Origin of the sequence: Sporolactobacillus terrae (genome assembly GCF_019930545.1) — a bacterium.
Taxonomy (GTDB): Bacteria; Bacillota; Bacilli; order Bacillales; family Sporolactobacillaceae; genus Sporolactobacillus; species Sporolactobacillus terrae.
On the sequence record NZ_CP082837.1, the window covers coordinates 2,281,304 to 2,303,579 of the forward strand.

General features: G+C 46.6%; 22 protein-coding genes. 5 read left to right on the forward strand and 17 right to left on the reverse strand.

The annotated features are described in order from the left end of the window. Positions 1 to 390: 390 nt before the first annotated feature. The 9 genes from K7399_RS10885 to mvk form a co-directional block, all read right to left on the reverse strand. Positions 391 to 954, reverse strand: a complete 564-nt coding sequence (locus K7399_RS10885; protein WP_128167088.1) for an NAD(P)H-dependent oxidoreductase — start codon at positions 952 to 954, stop codon at positions 391 to 393. Between the two features lie 49 nt (positions 955 to 1,003). After that, positions 1,004 to 1,798: a hypothetical protein gene (locus tag K7399_RS10890; RefSeq protein ID WP_128167090.1), complete on the reverse strand. Its 795-nt coding sequence runs from the start codon at positions 1,796 to 1,798 to the stop codon at positions 1,004 to 1,006. Positions 1,799 to 1,896: 98 nt separating this feature from the next. Next, on the reverse strand, positions 1,897 to 2,991 hold the full coding sequence (uvrC, locus tag K7399_RS10895; protein WP_128167092.1) for an excinuclease ABC subunit UvrC: 1,095 nt from the start codon (positions 2,989 to 2,991) through the stop codon (positions 1,897 to 1,899). 186 nt (positions 2,992 to 3,177) lie between these two features. Then, entirely contained in the window at positions 3,178 to 4,527 is a 1,350-nt protein-coding gene (locus tag K7399_RS10900; protein WP_128167094.1) for a tripartite tricarboxylate transporter permease, read from the reverse strand. A gap of 3 nt (positions 4,528 to 4,530) precedes the next feature. Next, a complete protein-coding gene (locus tag K7399_RS10905; protein ID WP_010026965.1) occupies positions 4,531 to 4,776 on the reverse strand; it encodes a hypothetical protein in 246 nt (81 codons plus the stop codon). A 66-nt stretch (positions 4,777 to 4,842) separates the two neighbouring features. Beyond that, entirely contained in the window at positions 4,843 to 5,910 is a 1,068-nt protein-coding gene (fni, locus tag K7399_RS10910; protein WP_128167096.1) for a type 2 isopentenyl-diphosphate Delta-isomerase, read from the reverse strand. A 1-nt stretch (position 5,911) separates the two neighbouring features. Continuing rightward, positions 5,912 to 7,003, reverse strand: a complete 1,092-nt coding sequence (locus K7399_RS10915) for a phosphomevalonate kinase (RefSeq protein WP_128167098.1) — start codon at positions 7,001 to 7,003, stop codon at positions 5,912 to 5,914. 16 nt (positions 7,004 to 7,019) lie between these two features. Beyond that, a complete protein-coding gene (gene mvaD / locus K7399_RS10920; RefSeq protein WP_128167365.1) occupies positions 7,020 to 8,000 on the reverse strand; it encodes a diphosphomevalonate decarboxylase in 981 nt (326 codons plus the stop codon). A 31-nt stretch (positions 8,001 to 8,031) separates the two neighbouring features. Then, positions 8,032 to 9,003 (reverse strand): mevalonate kinase, encoded by a 972-nt coding sequence (gene mvk / locus K7399_RS10925; RefSeq protein WP_223362302.1) that lies wholly within the window; start codon positions 9,001 to 9,003, stop codon positions 8,032 to 8,034. 553 nt (positions 9,004 to 9,556) lie between these two features. On the opposite strand from mvk, the gene nrdJ reads away from it, so the two are divergent. From nrdJ to K7399_RS10950, 5 genes are read left to right on the forward strand one after another with little or no spacing between them, the layout of a single operon-like run. Further along, a complete protein-coding gene (nrdJ, locus tag K7399_RS10930) occupies positions 9,557 to 11,782 on the forward strand; it encodes a ribonucleoside-triphosphate reductase, adenosylcobalamin-dependent (protein ID WP_128167100.1) in 2,226 nt (741 codons plus the stop codon). Between the two features lie 17 nt (positions 11,783 to 11,799). Beyond that, complete coding sequence (locus tag K7399_RS10935) at positions 11,800 to 12,303, forward strand: ECF transporter S component (RefSeq protein ID WP_223362303.1); 504 nt, start codon at positions 11,800 to 11,802, stop codon at positions 12,301 to 12,303. A gap of 33 nt (positions 12,304 to 12,336) precedes the next feature. After that, entirely contained in the window at positions 12,337 to 12,765 is a 429-nt protein-coding gene (locus K7399_RS10940) for a DUF4430 domain-containing protein (protein WP_128167102.1), read from the forward strand. Positions 12,766 to 12,809: 44 nt separating this feature from the next. Then, a complete protein-coding gene (locus K7399_RS10945) occupies positions 12,810 to 13,394 on the forward strand; it encodes a cob(I)yrinic acid a,c-diamide adenosyltransferase (RefSeq protein WP_028976563.1) in 585 nt (194 codons plus the stop codon). A 38-nt stretch (positions 13,395 to 13,432) separates the two neighbouring features. Continuing rightward, positions 13,433 to 14,245: an ATP-binding protein gene (locus K7399_RS10950; RefSeq protein WP_028976562.1), complete on the forward strand. Its 813-nt coding sequence runs from the start codon at positions 13,433 to 13,435 to the stop codon at positions 14,243 to 14,245. Between the two features lie 423 nt (positions 14,246 to 14,668). Here K7399_RS10950 and K7399_RS10955 read toward each other — a convergent pair whose 3' ends face one another. The 8 genes from K7399_RS10955 to K7399_RS10990 form a co-directional block, all read right to left on the reverse strand. Next, positions 14,669 to 15,181: an acyl-CoA thioesterase gene (locus K7399_RS10955; protein ID WP_010026629.1), complete on the reverse strand. Its 513-nt coding sequence runs from the start codon at positions 15,179 to 15,181 to the stop codon at positions 14,669 to 14,671. Positions 15,182 to 15,263: 82 nt separating this feature from the next. Beyond that, entirely contained in the window at positions 15,264 to 15,881 is a 618-nt protein-coding gene (locus K7399_RS10960) for a Fe-only nitrogenase accessory AnfO family protein (RefSeq protein WP_028976560.1), read from the reverse strand. 165 nt (positions 15,882 to 16,046) lie between these two features. Beyond that, a complete protein-coding gene (locus tag K7399_RS16305) occupies positions 16,047 to 16,412 on the reverse strand; it encodes a hypothetical protein (RefSeq protein WP_081791735.1) in 366 nt (121 codons plus the stop codon). Between the two features lie 161 nt (positions 16,413 to 16,573). Then, positions 16,574 to 17,701 carry an IS4 family transposase gene (locus K7399_RS10970; protein ID WP_037563194.1) on the reverse strand — a complete coding sequence of 376 codons (1,128 nt, stop codon included), beginning with the start codon at positions 17,699 to 17,701 and terminating at the stop codon, positions 16,574 to 16,576. A gap of 916 nt (positions 17,702 to 18,617) precedes the next feature. Beyond that, a complete protein-coding gene (locus K7399_RS10975) occupies positions 18,618 to 19,289 on the reverse strand; it encodes a Crp/Fnr family transcriptional regulator (RefSeq protein WP_028976557.1) in 672 nt (223 codons plus the stop codon). Positions 19,290 to 19,304: 15 nt separating this feature from the next. Next, complete coding sequence (locus tag K7399_RS10980) at positions 19,305 to 19,847, reverse strand: ferritin-like domain-containing protein (RefSeq protein WP_028976556.1); 543 nt, start codon at positions 19,845 to 19,847, stop codon at positions 19,305 to 19,307. Positions 19,848 to 19,875: 28 nt separating this feature from the next. Continuing rightward, complete coding sequence (locus K7399_RS10985) at positions 19,876 to 20,103, reverse strand: heavy-metal-associated domain-containing protein (RefSeq protein ID WP_010026612.1); 228 nt, start codon at positions 20,101 to 20,103, stop codon at positions 19,876 to 19,878. Between the two features lie 97 nt (positions 20,104 to 20,200). Next, complete coding sequence (locus tag K7399_RS10990; protein ID WP_128167104.1) at positions 20,201 to 22,072, reverse strand: heavy metal translocating P-type ATPase; 1,872 nt, start codon at positions 22,070 to 22,072, stop codon at positions 20,201 to 20,203. Positions 22,073 to 22,276: the final 204 nt, after the last annotated feature.

Sequence of the window (22,276 nt, forward strand, 5' to 3'; positions counted from 1 at the left end):
AAAGTTCCTTTACTTAGCGGAAGTTCCTTTTACTCTGAATGCGGCTTTCATTCATCAGCTATATGCTTGAACGACACTTCAGCTGCTCGCATCAACAGGGTGCGACCGCGTGCATCCAGGAGCCTCCTCAGACAGGTAGGAATCTGCGGGGTCTCGCTGGCACGCAACAACAAGGCGCGATCCCGCAGGCGCCATAGCACCTCAGCTTTGATTCTTCGCCAAGACACTGGTCTATTGGTTTGAAGAAGGGGCCAAATCATAAACTGCAAAAAAAAAGAAACATGCGGCTGCGCATGTTTCCTACTATTCTTGCTTATTAACAAAAGGAATCTGCCAATGCTCCGCGTAGTGGGTCAACGGATCTTCCCTTTGACCATTGAACCCCTTAAATTAGATGTTTAATGCTTTGTTGAGATGCGTTTTCAATTGTTCTGCATAAGCTGCTGCATCAGGATGCTTGATGACGTCATGAAAGGAAATGCTTGGCAGCCGTGTTAATCCGACAAACGCTTGCGTAAAGTGAAAATCGGCAAGCACGTCATCAACGGAACGGCCGTTGAAAAATGAGGAAGGGTCGGCAAATACGTCCTTTGGCGCGTTCCAAGTGGTGGAAACCAAGTAGCGTTTCCTATGCAACAGTCCTCCGCGTCCGTATTCCGGGGTGCTGGAATAAAACGTGTCGTGCTGGTAAACCTCTTCAATATACCGTTTTAAAACGGCGGGTGCAGCAAACCAATAAATCGGAAACTGAAAGAGAACCACATCTGCCTGCTGCCACTTGCGCGCTTCTTCTGCAATCTCGTATCCGTCCGCCACGCGCGTTGTCTCTACGGTGAACCCTTCTTCTTTCAAATGACTTGCAGCTGTATCCGCTAGAAATGTGTTCAATGCGCCCTTAGCAGAACCATAGCGCGTATCTCTACCGTTAATAATCAGAACCGTCTGCTTGGACATATCGATTCCTCCCTTGGGAAAACTTGTCCTTAAACTCATTATACTTCGTTCACTCATTCAAAAATAGTAAATGATTGGTCCATTTTCGGTGGAAATAATTTTGCATCTTCGCCTCATCGTCCAAGTCAAGAATAACAAAATCTAATCGAACATCCTTAAGCGTCCTAAATGCCTCAAATTCGCTCTTTTTAATGATTCCTTTATACAGGTAATGGTCAATTCCATCAAAACTTGGTTTTCCAAATTCAATTAACGCATGAATTATCCTTTGAATTGTACGATGCATGATCCGATAACGCAGCGGTTTTCGACGAAGGGATAATGAGCCGTATTTATAAGTCACGTTCTTGTTCACCGATAATTGATTGGATTGGGCCAATTCATCCTTCAGCTTTTCATACTCAGCTTTTACGGCTTTTAATTGACTTCGATTTTGGCTTATTCTTATCGCCGCATCGTGCAGCGTCACATGCACTTCAGGTGTTCGCTCACCCTTTATCAGTTCCTGCCCCGCTCGATTAAAAGAGGGCTTAACATAATATTCTGGAGTTAAGTGGTACGGTTCAAATAAGTCCAGCAGTTTCTGGTCTTTGTTCAAATTTCGACTGGTCAGTATCGTCAGTTTCTGGAGTAATCCGAGATTATACAGATATTCATTGAGTCCAGGATAATCGTATTGATAAATTTTTTTAGGAATGAACTTCGCAACCAAATGACTGCCAATCTCGTACCTTCTTGATTCACCGCTACTGAGACAGCCACGCACACGGTCGCGAAGTGTCCTCCCTTCCTTTTCAAGTTCTTTTAACCGTTTATACGAACCGGATTCGACAAATGCTTCCATTAATTGCTCCGCATCCCCTCTGTTTGAAGAGAGGGCTTTATTTTTATTTAAATGAGAACAGGACATAACGGCAAATGCCCCCTTTTTACAAACAGGATTCAGTCCCTATTGCCCGTTGATTCCAATCCCGATAACGATAGCTTATTTTGCAACGCTACGCGTGCATTTTGACAGGCCATCTGTACAAGATTCTTTTTTGTGCCACGTTTGGGATGGATCAAACGGATGCCCAGAAATTCTTGGATCGTTTTTTCATCATCCAATTCCGGCATTAAGATTTCTTTTGGCTTGATCTGGTGATTTCCCAAATAAAATTGTCCCAGATAAGCACGAATACTCGTTTCCGGCTCAGCATACACGGGAAAGAATGAAGCTGCGCGTTGCATTAATTTACCGCAGCGAATATGGAAAACCTGCACGCATAGCCAGCCTTCTTGAAGAGCGTAACCGAACACATCGCGATCGACGAAATCGAGGTTATTGATGCTCTGCTTGTCCATCGTCGCTTCAATACAAGAGATCAAATCATGGAGCTCCTGGGCCTTCTCAAAGTCTAACCGATCCGATGCCTCACGCATCTCCTCCTTTAATTTTCGCGCGACCGCTCGGAACCCGCCATTAAAAAAATGAACGATTTTACGCGTCACTTGGCGATATTCTTCTTCGCTCACTTCTCTGGCACAACACCCAATGCATCGGCCGATCTGGTAATAGAGACATGGCCGCTGGGCAGAAAGTGGGCAGCGCCTTAATGGGTAGAGACGATCCAGCAATGCTTTCGTTTCATTAGCAGCACTTACATTGGGGAAAGGGCCGAAATACCTTCCCTTATCTTTGCTCACCTGTCGCGTAATGATGAGCCTGGGATGGCGCTCATCCGTTATTTTTATATAGGGATAGCTTTTATCATCTTTCAGCAAGATGTTGTATTTAGGATGATAGTTTTTAATTAAATTATTTTCAAGAATGAGTGCGTCAACATCAGAGGCAGTCACAATAAACGTAAAATCAGCAATTTGACTCACTAATTTCTCCGTCTTTGGATTATGTTTGCCGATGAAGTAAGAGCGCACACGTCTCTTTAAGATCTTTGCTTTTCCAACATAAATGACCGTACCGCAATGATCCTCCATCAGATAACAGCCGGGCTGTTTCGGAAGCAAGGAAAGTTTATCTCGAATCGCCTGATTCATCTCGTTCACCTCCGCGTTTCATCATCTGTTGGTTGAATCAGCACCTATTGTGTAGGCGTCCTGCTCTGGTTCATCGGTTAAAATTAATGGGCCGGTTCACTCAGAAATCAGTGATCACTCCTGCACCATGTGCGCGGATCAGCCTAGTGAATAATTCGGCGCGGCCCGTTCCAGAACGGATCGTGATCAGAATCCCGAAACGAGCCATGGCGCCGCATACAAGACCATGAATAATATCCCGTACCCCACGCCCCAGCGGTGAAGCAGTCCGGAAACAAGTCCGATCAACATGACGCCGCCGATATTCATCCACCCCGCATCCATATACGCAAGCAGGAGAACAAAAGCGTAAAACAAGCCGAGGATTGCTTCGTGGGGAATCCGTTTGAACACAAAGGCACAAATCGATTGCGCATATTTGATTGCCAGCGTATACGTGACAACGAGAGCAACGCCGGCGCCAATCACCGTCGCCAAAATGAAATCGGTCTGCGAAAGGATATGGTGCATATTGTGCGTTGTGGTAAAGACCGGTGGTGCGTCAAACAGCGCATGAGCAGGGCCTATGGCAACTGGAGAAAGGGGTATGCCTAACGCGATCAACGGGATCAGCGTCCCGGAAAGATAGGTCGCGTTTGCCAGTGCATTCATCGTTGTAATGGCAAGCACCGACCGTTCGACCGGATCTTGCGTCCGTTTTGAAAAGAGTTCGCCAAGAAGCGTCGTCATCCCGACCGGGCTAAGAATAAAAGTGAAACAACTGATCAGTGACGCGCCGGCGCTTGTGACCCATTCCTGTTTTTTCAACGCCTGAAACGGATTAAGCGATTTCCATTCGAAGGGCACTTTCTGAAGGGTAATCCTGCGCGGCTGATCACACGTCAGCCGCTCTCTTTTCTCTTTATTCAGTAGCTCAAACAGAGTTAGAATGACCGGTCCAATCGTTATGCCAAGAAAGAATGAGATGAACACCGTGGTTCCCCTTGGTACAATGCCGATGCCCCAATAGAGATAGCGCAGCCCTTCAATGAGCAGTGTGAAAGGGAGAATGGAGGCAAGTGCCAGTAACTTATTCTTACTCAGCAAGGCAAGTAATACAGCGCCGGCAAAGAAGAGCGGGTTGGCGTACGCTTTAATTGCTTCAGCAAGCGGGATTAGACTTCTTGCAAGCAGCAAACTGACCGGAACACTGACCAGTACACCGATCAGCGAACCCGCGGCCATTTTGCGCAGCGAGCGGTCGGCCATTCCCTTTCGTTTAAGCAACTGCGCATGGTCAACGAGCGGACTTGCCATAACGCCGCCGGGAATCCCGACAATGGCGGCAGGAACCGCATCCATCAGGTTATTGGCAATCACAGCTGAAATAAAAAAGCAGAGGACAACAACGGGTTGAACACCGGCGAGCACTAAGATAAGCGTGACGGGAACCAGAACGGCCGTTTCGTCCGTCCCCGGGATGATGCCAATAATTGTATATAAAAGTGCAGCCGCAACAGCTGCACCAATCATTTCTGCTAAAAGGATAAGATCCATCCATTATTCCTCACTTTCCGTCTCTTCAAAGATGCGTTTCGGCTTAATGAAGAGTGAGCAAATTATAAACCCGATAACCGCTCCGATTAAGCCAAACAAGAGTGGCATCGGCGCGTGATTTGGTGCAGCAAAATAGCCGCCTAATGTTGTGATGCTGTTGATCACAATCGCGAGGACAAGATCCTTGATCCGGACGACATCATCCCATATTTCAATCATTTCGAAATCCTGTTTTGAACGTGCAGTCATAGATAACGACTCTCCTTTCTGATTCAGTAGGCAGGAGCATGGTGTGCAAGCAGGACCGTCCCCTTTTCACGCCTTTTCTGTTCCCTTACCTGAACGGGTCGCCAGCGCTTCGGGCCGTGGTCCTCTTAGACGTGCCCACTCGAAAGGGGAACCACTCAGGATCAGATTCTTGTTCCGAAGTGCCTGTACATTTGAGCAGCCGAGGAGCAGCATAATCTGATTCATCTGTTCTTTCCATTCATTAATCTGGGCAATCAGTCCATCCTTTCCTTCTGCGAGTGCTGTATGAAGAAAGGTTCCTGAAATACCGACCGCACGGGCCCCAAGTGCAAGAGCTTTCAGAACATCCAGCGGATTGCGCACCCCTCCGGACGCAAAGAAGACCGTCTGATCAATATAGGGCTGTGCTTCAAGCATCGAGATGACCGTCGACTGACCCCAGTCCTGCAAGTAGTCAAATCGTGCCCGCTCACGGCGGAGATTCTCAATTGTGATAAAATTCACCCCTCCGTTACCGGCAACATCAATGGCCTCAGCACCTGCATCGATCAGCTTCTGATAAGTCGCACGGCTCATTCCGAACCCCACCTCTTTCACGACAACAGGAACATCAACAGAGCGGACAATCCGTTCCAGATTTTTTAGCCATGAAGAAAAATCGCGATCCCCTTCAGGCATTACGATTTCTTGTGGGGCATTTAAATGCACCTGCAGCCCATTTGCTTCCAGCATCGCGACCGCACGTTTCGCTTGTTCCCCATCGAGTTCAGCACCGATATTCGCAAAAATAAATCCATTCGGATTGACGCGGCGCAGCACCTGGAACGTGTCACGCAATTCCGGGTCTCTTAAGGCCGCCTTCTGCGAACCGGATGCAACCGCAAGCCCCGTTTCTGCCGCCGCCTTTGACAGACATTCATTGATCTTCTTTGTCTTCGCGCTACCCCCGGTCATCCCATTGATAAAGAAAGGAACCGGCCACCTGCCAAAAGACAGATCCGTTGTGTAATTAACCTGCTTAAGGCTCATTTCCGGCAGCGCGTCATGTATAAATTTTACAGAATCAAAATCATTCGTATGCTTCTGGTGGGTTTCCTGAAATAGCCGGACATGCTGATCTTTACGCGATTCCATCTCACGATCCTTCTTCCTTTTGAGTCTCTCTGTCCGATACATGCAGATCAAGCGGAGTAATTTCATGTGCGTTCCATTCTTCGATGAGCGCCTTCTGATCGGTCTGCTGATCAGCGAGAACGATGCCGCAGTCGCCTCCGCCGGCACCCGATGGTTTTGCTGCGCCCCGATGGTTTTCGGCAATGGTGCAGAGCTGATGCAGTTTATCGGTTTCAATGAGGATCCCGCACAGCTTGGCCAATTGAGCAAGAATCCTGCGGTTTTCGCGAATCCCTTCCAAAACCAACTCTGGCTGCTGCTTTAAAAAACCGGCGATCATTCTTTCAACACATGTTTTGCTTTGCTTCAAAAAGTGTTGGTAACCTTTTTCCTTACCACGTCTTGCTTTTTCCACTCGATTAATGAGCTTGGCTGTTGAGGCAGGCGTTCCTGTCCAGCCGACAATGAGGTGCAGATCCGTTGGAAGCACAAGCGGCTGAATCGACAACTTCGGCCAATCCAACTCGAGCAGTTCAAGCCAATCATTTTCTGAAGAAATGAACGGCGCCAACCATTTACGATCAAATGAGCTGTATGCAATCCAACCACCGTAAACAGCGGCAGCAATATCCCCGCATGATCCGTTCCCTTGAACCGCAAGATGTGCAAGGGCAGCCAGCTTGAATACGATTTGTTGATCAATCTTCACATCATAGAAAGCGAGGATTGCCTTCGTGCAGGCAACCGTCACAGCAGCACTGGAACCTAATCCATACTTTCTGCCATCTTTTCTTGTCAGATCACTACTGACGGATAGTTGATAAACGCCAAGTTGTTTTCCGAGCGATCGTATGTACCGCTCGGTTCGTTCGATTGCCGATAAGACAAACCGGAATGGAGAAACATCACCATCCGTGTTCCATTGGTTCGTTGCACTGCGTCTCAAATCGAGCGTTGCATTTGCCCATTGAATTCGGCCACGTGTTTCCTTTCTTTCAATGGTCACAGTGACGGATTTGTCGATTGCAGCAATGATGGCAGGGTAGCCTGGTTCAACAACCGCATACTCCCCCGCTATATAAAGTTTTCCAGGTGCAGATTGTACGCCATTCAAATTGTGAATGTCTCCTTCACTGAATAGGGTTCTCCAAATAGTCAACGCCAGGTCCCGGCCGGGCAACAGTCAAGGATTCTGGAGGGAAAAATTCAGATAGATCTTCAAGAATCCGATCGACATCTGCTTCCGAGCAAAGCAGTTTGACATTTGGGCCGGCATCCATCGTAAAATAGCACGGTATGCCTTGCTCGCGCAGATGAACGGCGCGTCGCATCACAGTCATTGTTCCTTCCTCCCAGTAAGTAAAGGGGGGCTCCGCTGCCAGCATCGCCGCATGCATCTTTAGTGCATTTGCTTCAGCAATTTTGCCAATCATGTCCAAATCGTGTTCTCGAATCGCCGGTTCTATTCTGGCAAGATCCCTTTCCGCCTCTTTGATCCAAACTGGATAAAAGGATGATGTCTTGACGGTTCGCCTCATTCCTTCGCGACTGGAAATCTTTTTGGGCTGCTTGTTCACCGCAACAGCCAAGAGGCAAATCGGCCAGTTTGCCGGATCAACCGGCACCGCATAAGAACTCGCATCGTCTGTTCCTTTCATCCATTTAACAAAACCGCCGTAAATCGAACGTGAAGCCGAGCCCGAACCGCGACGCGCAAGCCGCGAAAGCGCAGTTCCCGAGCAGTCCAGGCCATAGGCACGAGCTGCTGCGGCTGAAAGAGCAGCAAAACCAGAGGCCGAAGACGCAAAGCCGGAGGCCACCGGAACGTGATTTCTGGTTACAATTCGAGCAAACATGTGATTTCTTGATTTTTCACGAACAAGGTCCATAAAACGACTGATTTTTGCAGCGGGAGCGCCGCTTAAAGGCGCGCCAGCCATAATCACTTCATCTTCGTGCAGCCCTTGCAGTGGTTCAACACTAGTTTCCGTATAGAACGCATCGAGCGTAAGCGACAAACTACTGTTCATCGGCAGAATGAGCTGCTCGTCCTTCTTCCCCCAATACTTAATCAAAGCAATATTTGTATACGCGCGTGCAGCAGCATACAATGCACTCACTCTCCTTCTCTCTTATATCAGGTCAGTCCAAGAACCCGGCATTGACCGGAAGATCTCTGCCCTGAAGCGGCTGAATCCAAGTCTTAGCTGCGCCGGCACCCATTAACTTATTTGCTAGATCATGCGCCTTACGCACATCCTTTACCAGTGCAATCATGCAGCCGCCGCATCCCCCGCCGGTCATCTTCGCGCCAATCGCCCCATCTTTCATCGCCGTTGCAACTAAATGATCCAAAGAAGGATGGCTGACGCCCAGCTCTTGCAGAAGAAGATGCGCGTCCAGCAATATGGAGCCCAAGGCTTCTTCTTTTGCGGTCTCCAACGCATCTCTTGCGCTTGAAGTAAGGACACCTAATTGGTTTACTTTCCGCCGGAGCAGCGCGCTTTGCAGCAGACGTTGTTTCAAGGCGGTGACCGCACGCTTCGTCTGCCCTTTTATACCGCTATCGGCAATGACCAAACAACCGCGCAGCTTATGGTGAATCCATTCCATGCCTTTTCCTTTCATAAAGAAAATCGGATGCGTACTACTGGCCGCAGCTGCATCGAGACCGCTCGGATTTCCATGAAAATATTTTTCAGAAACGCCGACGAGATTGAGCAGTACATTTCGCTCAAGCGGTGTTTCAAAATAGTTGAATAAACTACGAACTACCGATATCGCAACGGCGGCGCTTGAGCCCATGCCGCGCGCTGCAGGAATCGCACTGTTAATAGTGATCGTTACATCTTTTTCAGGCCGCTTTAAAACGTGCAGTGCTGCCGGAATAACCGTTCTGAGTCCGGCAATCTGATCCGTTCCATCATTCAAAATGCCATTATAGAAGCTGCATTGCAGCCTCAGCGGTCCAAGACAGCGCGTTGTTTGCGTCACTGCATGCACTGCCGGAACGGGCAGAGCAATCGCCGGTTTTCCGTAAACAACCGAGTGTTCGCCAATCAGAATAATTTTACTGCTGCTCACGCCAATTCCAGTTTCGTGGTCTCTCATCATTGTTTCCTCATCTTCCACTAGAGTCTGCAGTATTTATCAAGAAGCACTGCCAAGGGAGGGGTCCCGAATCGTATAAATCCCCCTACCGATGCAGAGATCAAAAAAAACAGTTCAATAATCAGAATGATGCCGTTCGAATTCAAGACCCGTACTTATTTAAGCATTGGTTGAAACGCAGACGACTATTCTCCACTTACACATTTTATTGATAACGATTCTCAATTTCAAGGATAAGCTCAGTTTTTTTTTAGTCATCGATCCCCGATCAGCAAAACCGTTATGCCCCTGGTCCTCACTCATCAGAAAAAAGTCTTGTCTCCTGCGCAGTTATTGTGCTGATAAGAGGTCTATACTGTATGTTTTCATGAAGTGACAATTATGTGACACTCTATTTAACTGGATTGATGCATCCAAAGGCTGTCACAGCAAAAATCCGATAACCATGCATGATTGTACCGAAAAAGCCAGGAATACTATATATTGATTATATTATTGACTTTAATACGATATCTAGTTACGATGAGCAGGAAACGTCGTCGAGAGGAGTAAAATAATGCAGATTAAATTATCAGATGCTTACATACAAAAGATAAAGTCGGAAGTTCAGCCGCACTGGGGTGAACTCGGATGGGTCACCTATAAAAGAACCTATGCCCGCTGGATTGAGCCGCTTGGCCGCTACGAAGAATGGGACGAGACGGTAAGGCGAGTGGTTGAAGGCAATATTAATCTGGATCCGAGACTCCATGCGGATCAGGTATCCGAAGCAACCGTCCGTGAGCTTGGAAAAGAAGCCGAGCGCTTATTTAAACTCATTTACAGCCTGTGCTCCACCCCATCAGGGCGCAACCTTTGGATCTCCGGTACAGACTATCAGCAGCGTGTCGGCGATGCATTGAATAATTGCTGGTTTATTGCGATTCGTCCCCAAGCCTATGGGGACAGCCACATCGTTCCTTTCTATCTGAAGAAAGAGCAGCCGGCCGTATCCATGCCCTTCTCTTTCCTGTTTGACGAATTGATGAAGGGCGGCGGTGTCGGTTTCTCCGTTTCTAGAGCAAATATTCGTCAAATCCCTCCGGTGACGCGTCACGTGAAGCTGGATATTCTAATTAGTAAAGAAAATGGAGATTACGCAGCAGCGCTTGAGGCAGGCGCTCAAGATGCCGATACCTGGTATCAGGATCATGACCGCGCAGCTTATCTCTGTTACCAAACGCCGGATACACGCGAAGGATGGGTAGAATCGAACGCCCTGCTCATTGATGCCCACTTCTCGTCTATGATTGACCATGCATCGCATGTGGTCATCGATGTCAGCTCGATTCGTGAAAAAGGGAAAAAAATTAAAGGATTCGGCGGTGTGGCCGCAGGTCCTGTTCCGTTCATCGAAATGCTGGGCGCAGTAAACCGTGTGCTGAATCAGGCAAACGGGAAATCGCTCACATCCGTGGACTGTACGGACATCTGCAATTTAATCGGCAAAAATGTCGTTGCCGGCAATGTGCGCCGCAGTGCGGAAATTGCCCTTGGTGATCCGGACGACCAAGCCTTCGTCACGATGAAACAGGATCAGGAACAATTAATGGATCATCGCTGGGCCTCAAACAACAGTGTGCTGGTCACCCCTGATTTTAATCACTACGATGCGGTTGCCGAGGCGATTGCCAAAAATGGAGAACCGGGTATCGTCAATCTGGACAACATCCGCAACTACGGGCGGTTTGCAGACGGTCGTCAGCCGGGCATCGACGCTGATGCAGAAGGAACCAACCCCTGCGGCGAAATCTCATTAGGAAACGGCGAACCCTGCAACTTATTTGAAGTCTTCCCAGGGATTGCAGAAGAGATGGGCTGGTCGATGGAAGAAGTCTTCAGTCTTGCCGTCCGCTATGCCAAACGCGTCACGTTCTCGCACTATGATTGGCAATGCTCAAGAACAATTATCGAGAAAAATCGGCGCATCGGCATCTCAATGAGCGGCATCCAAGACTGGGTGCTCGAACGATTTGGCGAACGTCTCATCAGCGGATTCGTTGATGCGCAAGACCCGGAAAGCGGAACTTTATATCAAAAACCGGTATTTAATGAGCAAGCGGCACAATGTGTTGATGCCTTTTATCAAATGGTCGTCAAAGCCGATCAACGGTATTCCCAGACACTCGGCTGCAGTCCATCAATCAAACACACAACCGTCAAACCTTCCGGAACGGTCTCAAAGCTTGTCGGGATATCCGAAGGAATGCACTTTAGTTTTGATAAATACTTGATTCAGCGCATCCGTTTTCAGGACAGTGATCCCTTACTGCCCGTGCTGCAAAAAGCCGGCTATACGATCGAAAAAGATGTATACTCTGAAAATACAATGGTCGTCGAATTTCCGGTCAAAGCCGGCAGTGCTGATCATAAAGGCTTTGTATCCGCGAATGATGTATCGATCGGCGAACAGTTTGCGACGCAGCTGTTTCTGCAAACCTACTGGGCAGACAATTCGGTCAGCTGCACCATTACGTTCCATAAAGAGGAAGCCTCTAAGATTGCCGGACTGCTTCAGCAATACCGAAGCCGGTGCAAGTCAACCTCGCTGCTTCCCTACAGCGGACACGGCTTTGCTCAAGCACCGAAAGAGCCGATCAGTAAAGCAGCGTATCTTGAGCGCAAAGCCAAAATTGGCGCGGATGTTGCTGAACTCTATCGAACGCTCCGTCTCAAGGAACAGAAAGACCTTGAAATCGTCGATCAAAGCGACTGCGTCGGTGGCGCTTGTCCGGTAAAATAAGTGACCTGGAGGGTACCATGATGCTGGCCATTCATAAAATGACACTGCTCGCTTTGCTGACTGCAGCCGCGGTCGCCGGTCGACTTGCGATTCACGGAATGAATATCCAACCGGCGACGCTCATCATCATTCTGACCGGATGGTTTTTTGGCTGGAAGATGGGGGCTGCTGAAGGGCTATTAACGGCGCTGGTTTCCGATCTGTTTCTCGGCCTCGGCTATTGGACGCTTTTTCACATTGTCGCGTGGGGACTGATCGGACTCCTTTCCGCACTGCTTCCACAGAAGCGGTGGCTCTATTTCTTATGGCTGGTCGTGAGCGGATTAGTGTTTGGTATGATCATGGCCTTGTCCTATTTTGTTTTCACCCAAAATCCCTTAACGGTCGTCGGTCTATGGATCAGCGGACTGCCTTTTGATCTCTATCACGCGGCAGGAAATCTCATTTTCGGTTTGTTTTCTCCGCTTTTGTTCAAAGTCTTCGCAGCTGAAGCCCGTAAATTGAACAAACAGACCCGTTAAGCAAACACCCTACACGAAGAGGAGCCAGAAATAATGAAAACCATTTATCGAGTCATCATAGCGCTACTTGCAGCCGCCGTATTATTTGGTGCAGGCTTTTGGGCCGGACATCAAACGGCGCAGAACGCTGCAGCAAAACCAGCCGCACGCACGGCTCAAACTGCTGCTCCAAGCGCTTTTATCAGTATTAAGAACGGTTCCCATGTACAAGAAGGCAAAATCGCATTTTCAAAAAACGAAACCGTCTTTAGCCTGCTTCAAAAATTCAGTAAAAAACAGCATCTCGAAATGAGCAGCAGCGGCAGTGGCAAAATGGTCTATGTGACAAGCTTAAACAACAAAAAAGCCTCAAAGAACGCCGGCTGGCTGTTCACCGTTAACGGCAAACAGCCCAATGTCGGCGCTGGTGCCGTAAAGGTTCAAAAAAATGATCAGATCGTCTGGTACTATAGCAAGTTTTAAAGACTTTAGAACTGAAGCAATGCTGACGAAAGAAGTGAAAAACCATGGCAATTTATACGCGAACGGGTGACAAGGGGCAGACAAGCATCATTGGCGGTCGGCGGGATAAGGACGACATTCGAATCGAGGCCTATGGAACGGTTGACGAAACCAATAGTTTTGTCGGGTTGGCCATTGCCCAGCTTGATCCCGCCCTATTTCAGGATCTTTTGGATGACTTGGAGAAGATTCAACATGAATTGTTTGACTGCGGCAGCGATCTGGCAAGCGTGATTAAGGAACGACCGAACAAATTACACCAAGAAATGGTCGATTGGCTGGAGAAGCGGATCGATGCGTTAACCGATGAAGCGCCGAACATTGAACGCTTTATTCTTCCTGGAGGGACTGCCGCATCTGCCTCGCTCCACATCGCCCGCACCGTGGCACGGCGAGCCGAGCGATGCATCGCAGGTCTTATGAAGCAGGATCAGGCACTGTCCTCTCTACCCTTGCGCTATATCAACCGTCTCTCTGATTACTTTTTTGCCGCTGCACGCGTTGCCAACTTTCGGCTCCATGTAAAGGATGTTGACTATGTTCGAAGTGCTCGCGTCTTTCGGGGGAATAAGCATGATACTAAGAAATAAGTGCAGCGTTAATCCGTCTCATAAAGGCTGGTGTCACCATGCGTCGCTTAGCTAATTTCTTAAATGCAGATGGCATCAATTTGAAGCGAACCTTAGTCAATGTGAGCCATTGCCGCAATTGCGGCAGAGCGTTGAATGTCTATAAAATGCGCATGATCGGCGGGCCGCGAAAAGGTTCATGGACGACGATCACCGAGCCTTGTGACTGCTCGTTTTCTCAGCAAGCGCTACAAGAGGCCGACAGAATCAAGCGTGAACGCTTTTACGAACTGTCGACGATCAACGATGCCTTAAAACAGGCGACATTAAAAAATTTTTCCGCTCAGAATGCGTCACAGATCCATGCCGTTGAACATGCCGTTGAATTTGTTGAAAAAATAGGAGAAAATAAGCCGGCGAGAATGTTCTATTATGGCAAACCCGGCCTCGGAAAATCGCATTTAGCCGTGGGGATCAGTAAACTGCTTGACCAAAAATATCATAAAACATGCTTATTTATCGATGTTCCAGCTCTAAAGCTCATCTTTAAATCAACCTGGACGAAGGAGAGTACGCTCACTGAACGCGATCTGATGACCTTCATCGCCGATGCCGATCTGCTCATTCTGGATGACGTTGGTGCAGAAGGGATTACTCCATGGTCGAAGGAGCTCATGTTCGCCATACTCAATGCGCGATTATCGAAAAGTCTGCTGGTGACGACAAATCGATCAATCTCAGAACTCGATCTCGATTACGGTCCTAAAATTATCGACCGTTTTCTAGAGAATATGTCCAAAGCGGATCTTGTACACTTAGACGGTGACTACAGCCATCGTCTTGCACGCTTTATCGAGGATGATGAACAGTAAAAAGAAATAACGGCGTCGGCTTTGATTCATTAACTTTGGCCTGACGGGCACTCCAGCTGCTCGCATCAACAGAGCGCGACCGCGGGCGATCCAGGAGCCTCCTCGACTGATCCTGTAAGGGTTGCGGGGTCTCCTCCGGCTCGCGATCAACGGGAACGCTCCGCAGGAGTCTCGCATCTTCGCGCTTAATCCCAAAATAGACGTTTTTTAAGGGTGTCTCAAAAGTCAATTGACTTTTGAGACACCCTCTTTTTGATTGATCAGACATAGCGGCGCTTCAAGCTCTTCCGAATCAAGCAGTGTCACTTTTGCCGCTCAAATCTTTGTTCGTCAATAACTTAAATTTGCGCAATAAAGTTTCTGGCGTCGTACCCTGAGAAGCGTCGTCCAAAATGAAGATGCTTGTGGCGCAAAATAAGACAGTTATTCCCAAGGTTTCTCAAGCGTCAGTCCTGCAGTAAATTCTTTCGTTTGCTGTTTGCGTTTTTTCCGACTCTGATAACGGTTTTCTGCACTTTCAAAAAGGAACTGTTCCTCCTCGGTTTCAGGAATTACTTTAGGAACTAAAGTCGGCTTTCCATAGTCATCAAGTGCTACGAAAGTTAAAAAGCACGTCGTGCATAATTGACGTACACCGGTTTTAAGATTTTCATCAATAATTTTCACAAATACTTCCATCGAGGTGTTGTGACTCCATGTCACAAATGCCTCTAAGCAAACTGACGAACCCGCATAGATCGGTCGCAGAAAATCAACCGAATCAATAGAAGCAGTTACAACGAGCCTGCGCGAATGGCGAGTGGCAGCCGTTAAAGAAATATTATCCACATGCATCATCAGTTTTCCACCGAAAAATGTGCCATGGTTATTTGTATCGTTTGGTAAAACGTGAATTGAGGTCACTGAAAATGATTCTCTGGCCTTTTTCGATTCCATCGTTGTCCTCCTTCATCGACCCTTCTGAGTTCATACTGAAAATCCTCTGTTTTCGCAACAGACGGTTCGTGATTTGAATTTATTATTTATGATTGGGTTTGGCTTTGATAACAATATATTGGTCGCTTTTCGCCGGTTTCGATTCGACGATATATCTGCCGTCCCTTTCAATCCATGGTGGTGTATGCTTGCAATATAAATGCAGTTCTAGAAAGGGAGTCTGGGATATAAAGGGCTTTAACGCCTGTTTTGACGTGACTTCTGGAAATCTCTTCTGAAGTTTGATCAAATCTAAAAAATAGACATCTTTATTTTCAGTCGGTACCGGTACTGCTTTTTTCAAAATTTCTTTCTTAACCGCATTGTCGCTTTCAATGGAATGGATTTCTCGGATGATTGCTTCAAACTGTTCATCCGAGAGTTGATTTACCTGAAAAACATGAAACCCGGCTTTGTCAAAAACGACATAAGGAATTCCGCTAATCTCTTTCCCGACAAGAATTTTGCAATCATAAATCAAAGGAAGTAGCTCCTCAACATACTTTCTTTGTGCCCGAATAGAGCGCGGCTGTTGATTATTCATTTTTATTTTTCTGTTAATCACCCATCTTTTTTCGATCTTTTCATAAACAATCAATTGATCGGCCATTTTAAATGGGCACAGTCCGTTTTCCGATGAAAACACTACGAGCTTAGCCATTGTTACCCTCCCCCTGCTTCATGCCTAGCTTAGCTGCTTGTCCCTAGCTTCCTCTTGTCAAAATAAAGGTGTCGCTTATGATTGCCTGCAGAAGTGATTACCATGAAATAAATGTAATTATCAGTCAATTAAAAGCAGGAAAATAGCTGATGTGAACACGCAACTCTATAACAAACGCGTGATTTTCAGAAACTTTTTTTGGATGTCTTCTGCTCTTTCAATAGACACACCAAAATTAAAGATCGGCCGAGCAATGCGTATCAGCTGTAAAAAATCACAGTTCCCCGTCCTCTCACCGATCCCCAGTAATGTTGTATCTGCATAGTCGCAGGAGGAACCCTTTAAGGATTCAATTGTATTGGCTAATGCCATTCCCAAATCGTTATGCCCATGAAACCCAAACTTCGGCTGAGGCTTTGCAGACACCGACAATCGTTCAAATTTATGTCTGCATAAAGACGGGGTCGCTGTGCCAACTGTGTCCGAGAGTCGAATTCTTCTAATATTAAAATCCAGTAAAATATTGATAATCTCATCACTAGCGTTGCATGAATTTTAAGAGAATATTCGGAAATTATATTTTTTCTGCCAAAACTAAAAAAGTTAATGTCCACCTAAAAGGTGACTCGATCCATTTTACAGTTTTATCCAGTTAATCAGTGTCAAGGTGTCGACAGCCTTTAAAGGTGCCCTTAGGTTACTCGTTTCCGTTTCTCCATTTGAAAACGAATACGGCGGAACCATTGCTCACAGGATTTCCAAAGCACAGCTTTGAACCATCGGGTCAGTTGAAGAACTGAACGCGTTGTTTCAAGTTTCTGCTGAATCAAAACGAATAGACTGTAATGAATCAATGCCAAAAGTAGTTGATTTTGGACAGCCGTCTCACTTTGTCCATAAAACGTTCGAATCCGTACATGTTGTTTCAGCCATTTGAAGAAAAGTTCGATGGCCCATCGATGGCGATAGACATCACTGATTTCTGTCGCCGACAAGTCAAAGCGATTGGTGATGATCCGGATGTTCTTACCCTGATCGTCTTTAGCCACGATTAGACGGAAGGCATTTTCCGTTTGGTTTTGAACGCCGCCCAGCAGGATCATTTGATCCGATAAAATAGAACTTTTCTCGGGTACTTTATAGTCGTGCAGGACATGGATTACGGCGTTCTTTTTTAAACGGGAAGCAAAGAACATCCCCTCTTCTGAAAAACGATCAAAGGCCTGGTAGTCCACATAGCCTCGATCAAAGACATACATGGCTTCTTTCTCGTCAACGAGCACATCGAGTTGCGAGCGGATATTGACTTGAGCTGATGTAAGGACTGCTTTTTCCGGAAACACTTGCCCTTTTCCCATAAAGACAAGGCGAAGGTGCAGCTTGACACCGGCTTTGGTTTTGCGAAAGTGAGCCCATGGATATCGCTGAGCATTCAGGGGTATCGTCGTCGAATCCACAACCTTAAGCCGTTCATCAATTTTGGGCGCTCGTTTGCCTTTAATTTTGGCGACGAGATCAAGAAAGATCGTCATCAACAGTTGAGGGTCAACCGAGTTATTTTTTCTTGAGAGTTGTGAGGCGCTGATCGACGAAAGACCCGTTGCTTTCTGAAGCTCTTCACCTAAGACACAGTCCGAAATCGAACGCAGACTGTCTTCTTTCTGAAGATGAGCATACAGAAAAAGGGTCATATAGGCCTTTGTCGTCAGCTTTTTCACATACTTGTCACCGCCGGTTTGTCCGAGTGTTTCGTCAAGCTGTTTAAAATCTATCTGATTTAACCATTGCGAAAATGAAGAGAGATGTGTATTCTTATCCATGCGTAAATCCTTTTCTTTGGATTTGGATAGAATCACCTATCCTTCCATTGTAAAGGATTTTTTTGTTGGCTAACCACCTTAAATCCGAACATTCCTAGTATTTTGAATCATCAGCTTTAATTACTGCAACGCTAGTGATGAAAAGTAAATACATTTTGTTGTTTGTTAACAAATTTTTCATAAGTTTTAAATTGTTTATAATTGTTACAATTTTCAGCGTAGTAATTTATAACTATTGTTTATGGCCTGTTAAGTAAACGCTATTGGTTTGAAGTGAAGCTTACTTCAACATCATGTTTTGCAGGATTTTCATCTTTCAATCAACCTGAATGAAGGATGGCGATCTAATGAGGTTCTGTACCGATGCCGATCAATTCGTTCTGGATGGGTGTAGGTGCGGAGGGGATACGCCATGGACGAAGGAGCTCATGTTCGCCATCCTTAATGCGCGATTATCAAAAGGTCTGCTGGTGACAACAAATGGATTAATCTCAGTACTGTCTCAATTATGGTTCTCAAATTATCAACCATTTTCTAGATAATATGTCCCGGGATAATCTTATGCGATTAGAAGGCAATTGCAGTCCTCAACTAGCAAGCCTTATCGAGAATGATTCATAAGAGAGAAGCAGCGACCAGTGCTCATATACATTTATCTACTTACAAGAAAAACCAGGCAAAATACGCCCGGTCCTTACTTCCACAGGATGTGATGACTTCCGCGTTGTGCACACGACGTGCACGCCTTTATCGGTTACTCGCTGGCACGCATCAACTAGGCGCGATCCCGCAGGCGCCAGAGTACCTCCGTTTTGATTCTTAGCCAAGACACTGGTCTATTGGTTGAAGAAGGGGCAGAATCATAAACTTTCTTTACCTGTCAAAAAGTCCCGTCAGCTTTTCCTGACGGGACTTTCTAATTGATGACATAACGCGCTTCAAGTTCTTCCGGATCAAGCAAGGTCACTGTTTGCTTCTCGCGATGAATCAACGCTTTATCCTTTAATAACTTAAATTTACGGGACAACGTTTCTGGGGTCGTTCCCAAGAACCCCGCTAATTCCTTCATTTTCACAGGTAAATCGAAGGTCAGGGAACCCTTTGCCTTCGCTAAATCCAGCAGATAGACCGCTAATCGCGTTTCTACAGCTTCCATGAGTAAAAATTTTGACTGGTTCTCTGCAGAAACCAGTTTTTCTGCATTCGTCTCTAATAATTTCAGACTGATCTGAGGATACGTCAGCAGCAGCTTCCGGAAGTCCTGGTGAGCCAGTGTGCATACCACCGTTTCTTGAAGCGCTTCGCCAAATGAGCTGTCGTTTTCTGTACCGAATAATGCCGTTTCGCCTTCATACCCACCCGGTTCGACAACGCGCAGAAGCTGCTCGCGACCAGAGCCGGAAATCTGATAGACTTTCATGCGTCCTTTGGCTACGATGGTCAACTGCTTCTGATCATACGGTTTGAAGATCTGTTCCGCTTTCTTATAGACATGACGTTTGGTCAGTTGATCAATTTTTTCTAAATCAGATTCGTCCAAATGATTGAACAGAGGGACCAAGATCAGACAGCTATGCTTCCCCATCATTCAAACCTCCATTAATTAATCATCATCATCATCGTCTTCTTCTAATCCCTCTCGAGGAGCATGACCTAAGAACGCCTGTAACTCACGGATCTTGCAATTATTCCAGCCTAATTGCTGCACCAGAAACGCTTGAAGTACCGGTTTATCCTCTTTTTCAGCTAATTTAATCGCGCGCGTGATAAACAGATTTTGCGTATCAAAGTCTTTCACTGCAGCCACAAGCCATTCTTTAGCAGAGAGATACTTGAATTTCCCATGCTCCTCCAACATACTGTAACGGTTGAACTCCTCAGTTGTTGTCGGAATCACTTCGCTTTCATCTAACAACACTTGTGCAAGCTCGTCAAATAACCTGATTTCTGTTTGGATCGCCTGGCTGAAGAATTCCTTTAAAAATGGAGTTTCGGATCCTTTGGCATAAGAAACGGCCTGAGCCAGCTTTTCCTGATGAATCTTCAGATTGGCTAAAATATGACCGGTCATCGCTCCGGCGGTCGGGATGTGGTGATCTTTCTCCGACTGAGAAACTTCTGCTTCATACAACGCATCGATTGACATACGCGTTCCTCCTCTGAATTTATGATCCTTAAGCTTCCTTTACTTTTACCGATTCGACTTCATAACCGAGTTTCGACACGATCTGCGCAACCGCTTTGGCTGAGATCTTATCTGGATCGATTTCTGCTTTAACCTTGCTGGAATTAAACAAGACTTTCGACTTTAGAATGCCTTCCTGATGCGCAAGGCCGGTTTCAATTTTTTGCAGACATGACGGACAGGTCAGCGCCTCTAATTGTAAAATCACTTTTGTCATCTTGAACGCCCCTTTCTTTTCTTTACATTTTCAGTTTAAAGCGATTCGTTCATTAATAAATTGACAGGTATCAACTTTTAGAAATAAGAGCTAAGTGTTATGCAGCATGCTTCGTGTGGTAGCTTAACAAACGCATCCCGTTCAGGATGACCACTAAAATGCTGACTTCATGGACGAACATGCCGCTCGCCATATAAATATAGCCAAAGATCAGACCGATCAATAAGAAAGCAACGGTAGCAATGGCAATAACAATATTTTCTTTCATATTTTTTACCGTTTTCTTCGTTAATCCATAAGCATGGACAAGCTCGGTAAATCTGGATTTCATCAAAACAATGTCTGAGGTTTCCACCGCAACATCGGTCCCGCTGCCCATGGCAATGCCGATATGTGCCGAGGCAAGGGATGGGCTGTCATTGACGCCATCCCCGATGAAAGCAACCGTATGCTCCGCCTTCTTCAACTTTTCTACATAACCCACTTTATCTTCCGGCAACAGCTCTGCATGAACTTCATCAATACCAAGTTGCTGGCTAATCGCCTGCGCGGTCCGCACATTGTCACCCGTCAGCATAACCATTCTTTTGATGCCCATTGCTTTTAACGCTGCTAAAGCTGCTTTAACCCCGTCTCTTGGCGTATCGGCGATACCAAGCATAAGCGCCAGTTGCTGATCGACCGCAACTAAAACGGTGGATATTCCTTTCTCTTCCATCTCAGTTAATTTTCGTTCCTGTTCCTGGTTCAGTCGAACCCCGGCTTCAGTTAACAGGTTACGATTACCAACCAGGACGGTCTGATTTTCCACAACTGCCCGGATTCCCTTACCCTTAACCACTTTGGTTTGCGTCACCTTCAGATGACTGTACTCAATAGCGTGCGCCTCGGCATAGGCTAAGATCGCCCGACCAAGTGGGTGATCGGATTCCTTTTCAATAGCAGCTGTATAGGCTAATCCACGTTGCTGACCAGGCATGGCCTTCATTTCTACGAGCTCAGTCTGTCCTTTCGTTAGCGTGCCCGTTTTGTCAAAGACTAACGTATCCACCTTACTGAACGTATTCATGATCTCGCCGCCTTTGATCAGAACGCCGCGTTTTGCGCCATTACCGATACCGGCGACATTGGATACCGGAGCACCGATCACTAAGGCCCCCGGGCAACCCAGGACTAAGATTGTGATGGCCAGACGGATGTCCCGCGTGATCCCCCAGACAATTATTCCCAATAAGAGAACGGCTGGCGTATAGTAGCGGGCAAAATGATCAATAAACTTTTCCGCATGTGATTTCGTATCCTGAGCTTCTTCAATCAATTCAATGATCTTACCGAATGTGGTATCCTCACCCACACGAGTTGCCTTAATGCGTAACGTTCCATTGTCTAAAAGAGTCCCGGCAAAAACGGTCGCGCCCACCGACTTATCAACAACCCGCGATTCGCCCGTGACACTGGCTTCATTCAGATAGCCGTGACCTGAGGTGATCACCCCATCCACCGGGACCTGGGCACCCGTCTTCACTAAGAGCTCATCACCCGCATTGACTTCATCACTATCCGTTTCCTGCACCTGACCATTCTCTTGATAAACCCAAGCTTTCGTCGGAGCCATTTCAGTCAAGGTTTTAATTGAGTTGCGCGTTTTCTGCAAGGTTTTCTGCTCCAGATAACTCCCGAACAAAAACAGAAAGACAACGATCGCCGATTCGTTATATTCACCAATGAAAAGGGCACCGATCACAGCGATACTGACTAACAATTCGATACTGATGACCTTTACGCTCAAGGCCTGCCATGCATGAATCAAAACCGGTAAAAAGCCGACAAGTGTAGCCGCGATAAAGGTCGCCGTATAACCTAATTCCCAATGAAAAAGTCCTTTACTTAAAAAGCCGAGGACAATCAAAGCACCGGTCAAATAGGTGATGTGTTGGTTATGCTTCTGTACCCATTTCTGGACGTTCATACAGCCTCCCCCTCCTTTTTATAACTCAAGGATAAACGGAGACGAAGAATTTAAAATTGACCGCTGTCAAGAAGTAACGATTTATTGTAGCATCAATGATTCGATTTCATTGCTGAAGTTCGTGCGGCTAAGGTTCCTTTTTGGTATGGGAAGACTTTATTGAAGCTAAAAGATGCGCTATGATTGAATCAATGATTTTTAAAC

What these genes read in the sequence shown, in the direction of transcription:
- K7399_RS10885 (WP_128167088.1), bottom strand. Translation starts at nt 954, where the DNA reads ATGTCCAAGCAGACGGTTCTGATTATTAACGGTAGAGATACGCGCTAT.
- K7399_RS10890 (WP_128167090.1), bottom strand. Translation starts at nt 1,798, where the DNA reads ATGGAAGCATTTGTCGAATCCGGTTCGTATAAACGGTTAAAAGAACTT.
- uvrC (WP_128167092.1), bottom strand. Translation starts at nt 2,991, where the DNA reads ATGAATCAGGCGATTCGAGATAAACTTTCCTTGCTTCCGAAACAGCCC.
- K7399_RS10900 (WP_128167094.1), bottom strand. Translation starts at nt 4,527, where the DNA reads ATGGATCTTATCCTTTTAGCAGAAATGATTGGTGCAGCTGTTGCGGCT.
- K7399_RS10905 (WP_010026965.1), bottom strand. Translation starts at nt 4,776, where the DNA reads ATGACTGCACGTTCAAAACAGGATTTCGAAATGATTGAAATATGGGAT.
- fni (WP_128167096.1), bottom strand. Translation starts at nt 5,910, where the DNA reads ATGGAATCGCGTAAAGATCAGCATGTCCGGCTATTTCAGGAAACCCAC.
- mvk (WP_223362302.1), bottom strand. Translation starts at nt 9,003, where the DNA reads ATGATGAGAGACCACGAAACTGGAATTGGCGTGAGCAGCAGTAAAATT.
- nrdJ (WP_128167100.1), top strand. Translation starts at nt 9,557, where the DNA reads ATGCAGATTAAATTATCAGATGCTTACATACAAAAGATAAAGTCGGAA.
- K7399_RS10935 (WP_223362303.1), top strand. Translation starts at nt 11,800, where the DNA reads ATGATGCTGGCCATTCATAAAATGACACTGCTCGCTTTGCTGACTGCA.
- K7399_RS10940 (WP_128167102.1), top strand. Translation starts at nt 12,337, where the DNA reads ATGAAAACCATTTATCGAGTCATCATAGCGCTACTTGCAGCCGCCGTA.
- K7399_RS10945 (WP_028976563.1), top strand. Translation starts at nt 12,810, where the DNA reads ATGGCAATTTATACGCGAACGGGTGACAAGGGGCAGACAAGCATCATT.
- K7399_RS10950 (WP_028976562.1), top strand. Translation starts at nt 13,433, where the DNA reads ATGCGTCGCTTAGCTAATTTCTTAAATGCAGATGGCATCAATTTGAAG.
- K7399_RS10955 (WP_010026629.1), bottom strand. Translation starts at nt 15,181, where the DNA reads ATGGAATCGAAAAAGGCCAGAGAATCATTTTCAGTGACCTCAATTCAC.
- K7399_RS10960 (WP_028976560.1), bottom strand. Translation starts at nt 15,881, where the DNA reads ATGGCTAAGCTCGTAGTGTTTTCATCGGAAAACGGACTGTGCCCATTT.
- K7399_RS10970 (WP_037563194.1), bottom strand. Translation starts at nt 17,701, where the DNA reads ATGGATAAGAATACACATCTCTCTTCATTTTCGCAATGGTTAAATCAG.
- K7399_RS10975 (WP_028976557.1), bottom strand. Translation starts at nt 19,289, where the DNA reads ATGATGGGGAAGCATAGCTGTCTGATCTTGGTCCCTCTGTTCAATCAT.
- K7399_RS10980 (WP_028976556.1), bottom strand. Translation starts at nt 19,847, where the DNA reads ATGTCAATCGATGCGTTGTATGAAGCAGAAGTTTCTCAGTCGGAGAAA.
- K7399_RS10985 (WP_010026612.1), bottom strand. Translation starts at nt 20,103, where the DNA reads ATGACAAAAGTGATTTTACAATTAGAGGCGCTGACCTGTCCGTCATGT.
- K7399_RS10990 (WP_128167104.1), bottom strand. Translation starts at nt 22,072, where the DNA reads ATGAACGTCCAGAAATGGGTACAGAAGCATAACCAACACATCACCTAT.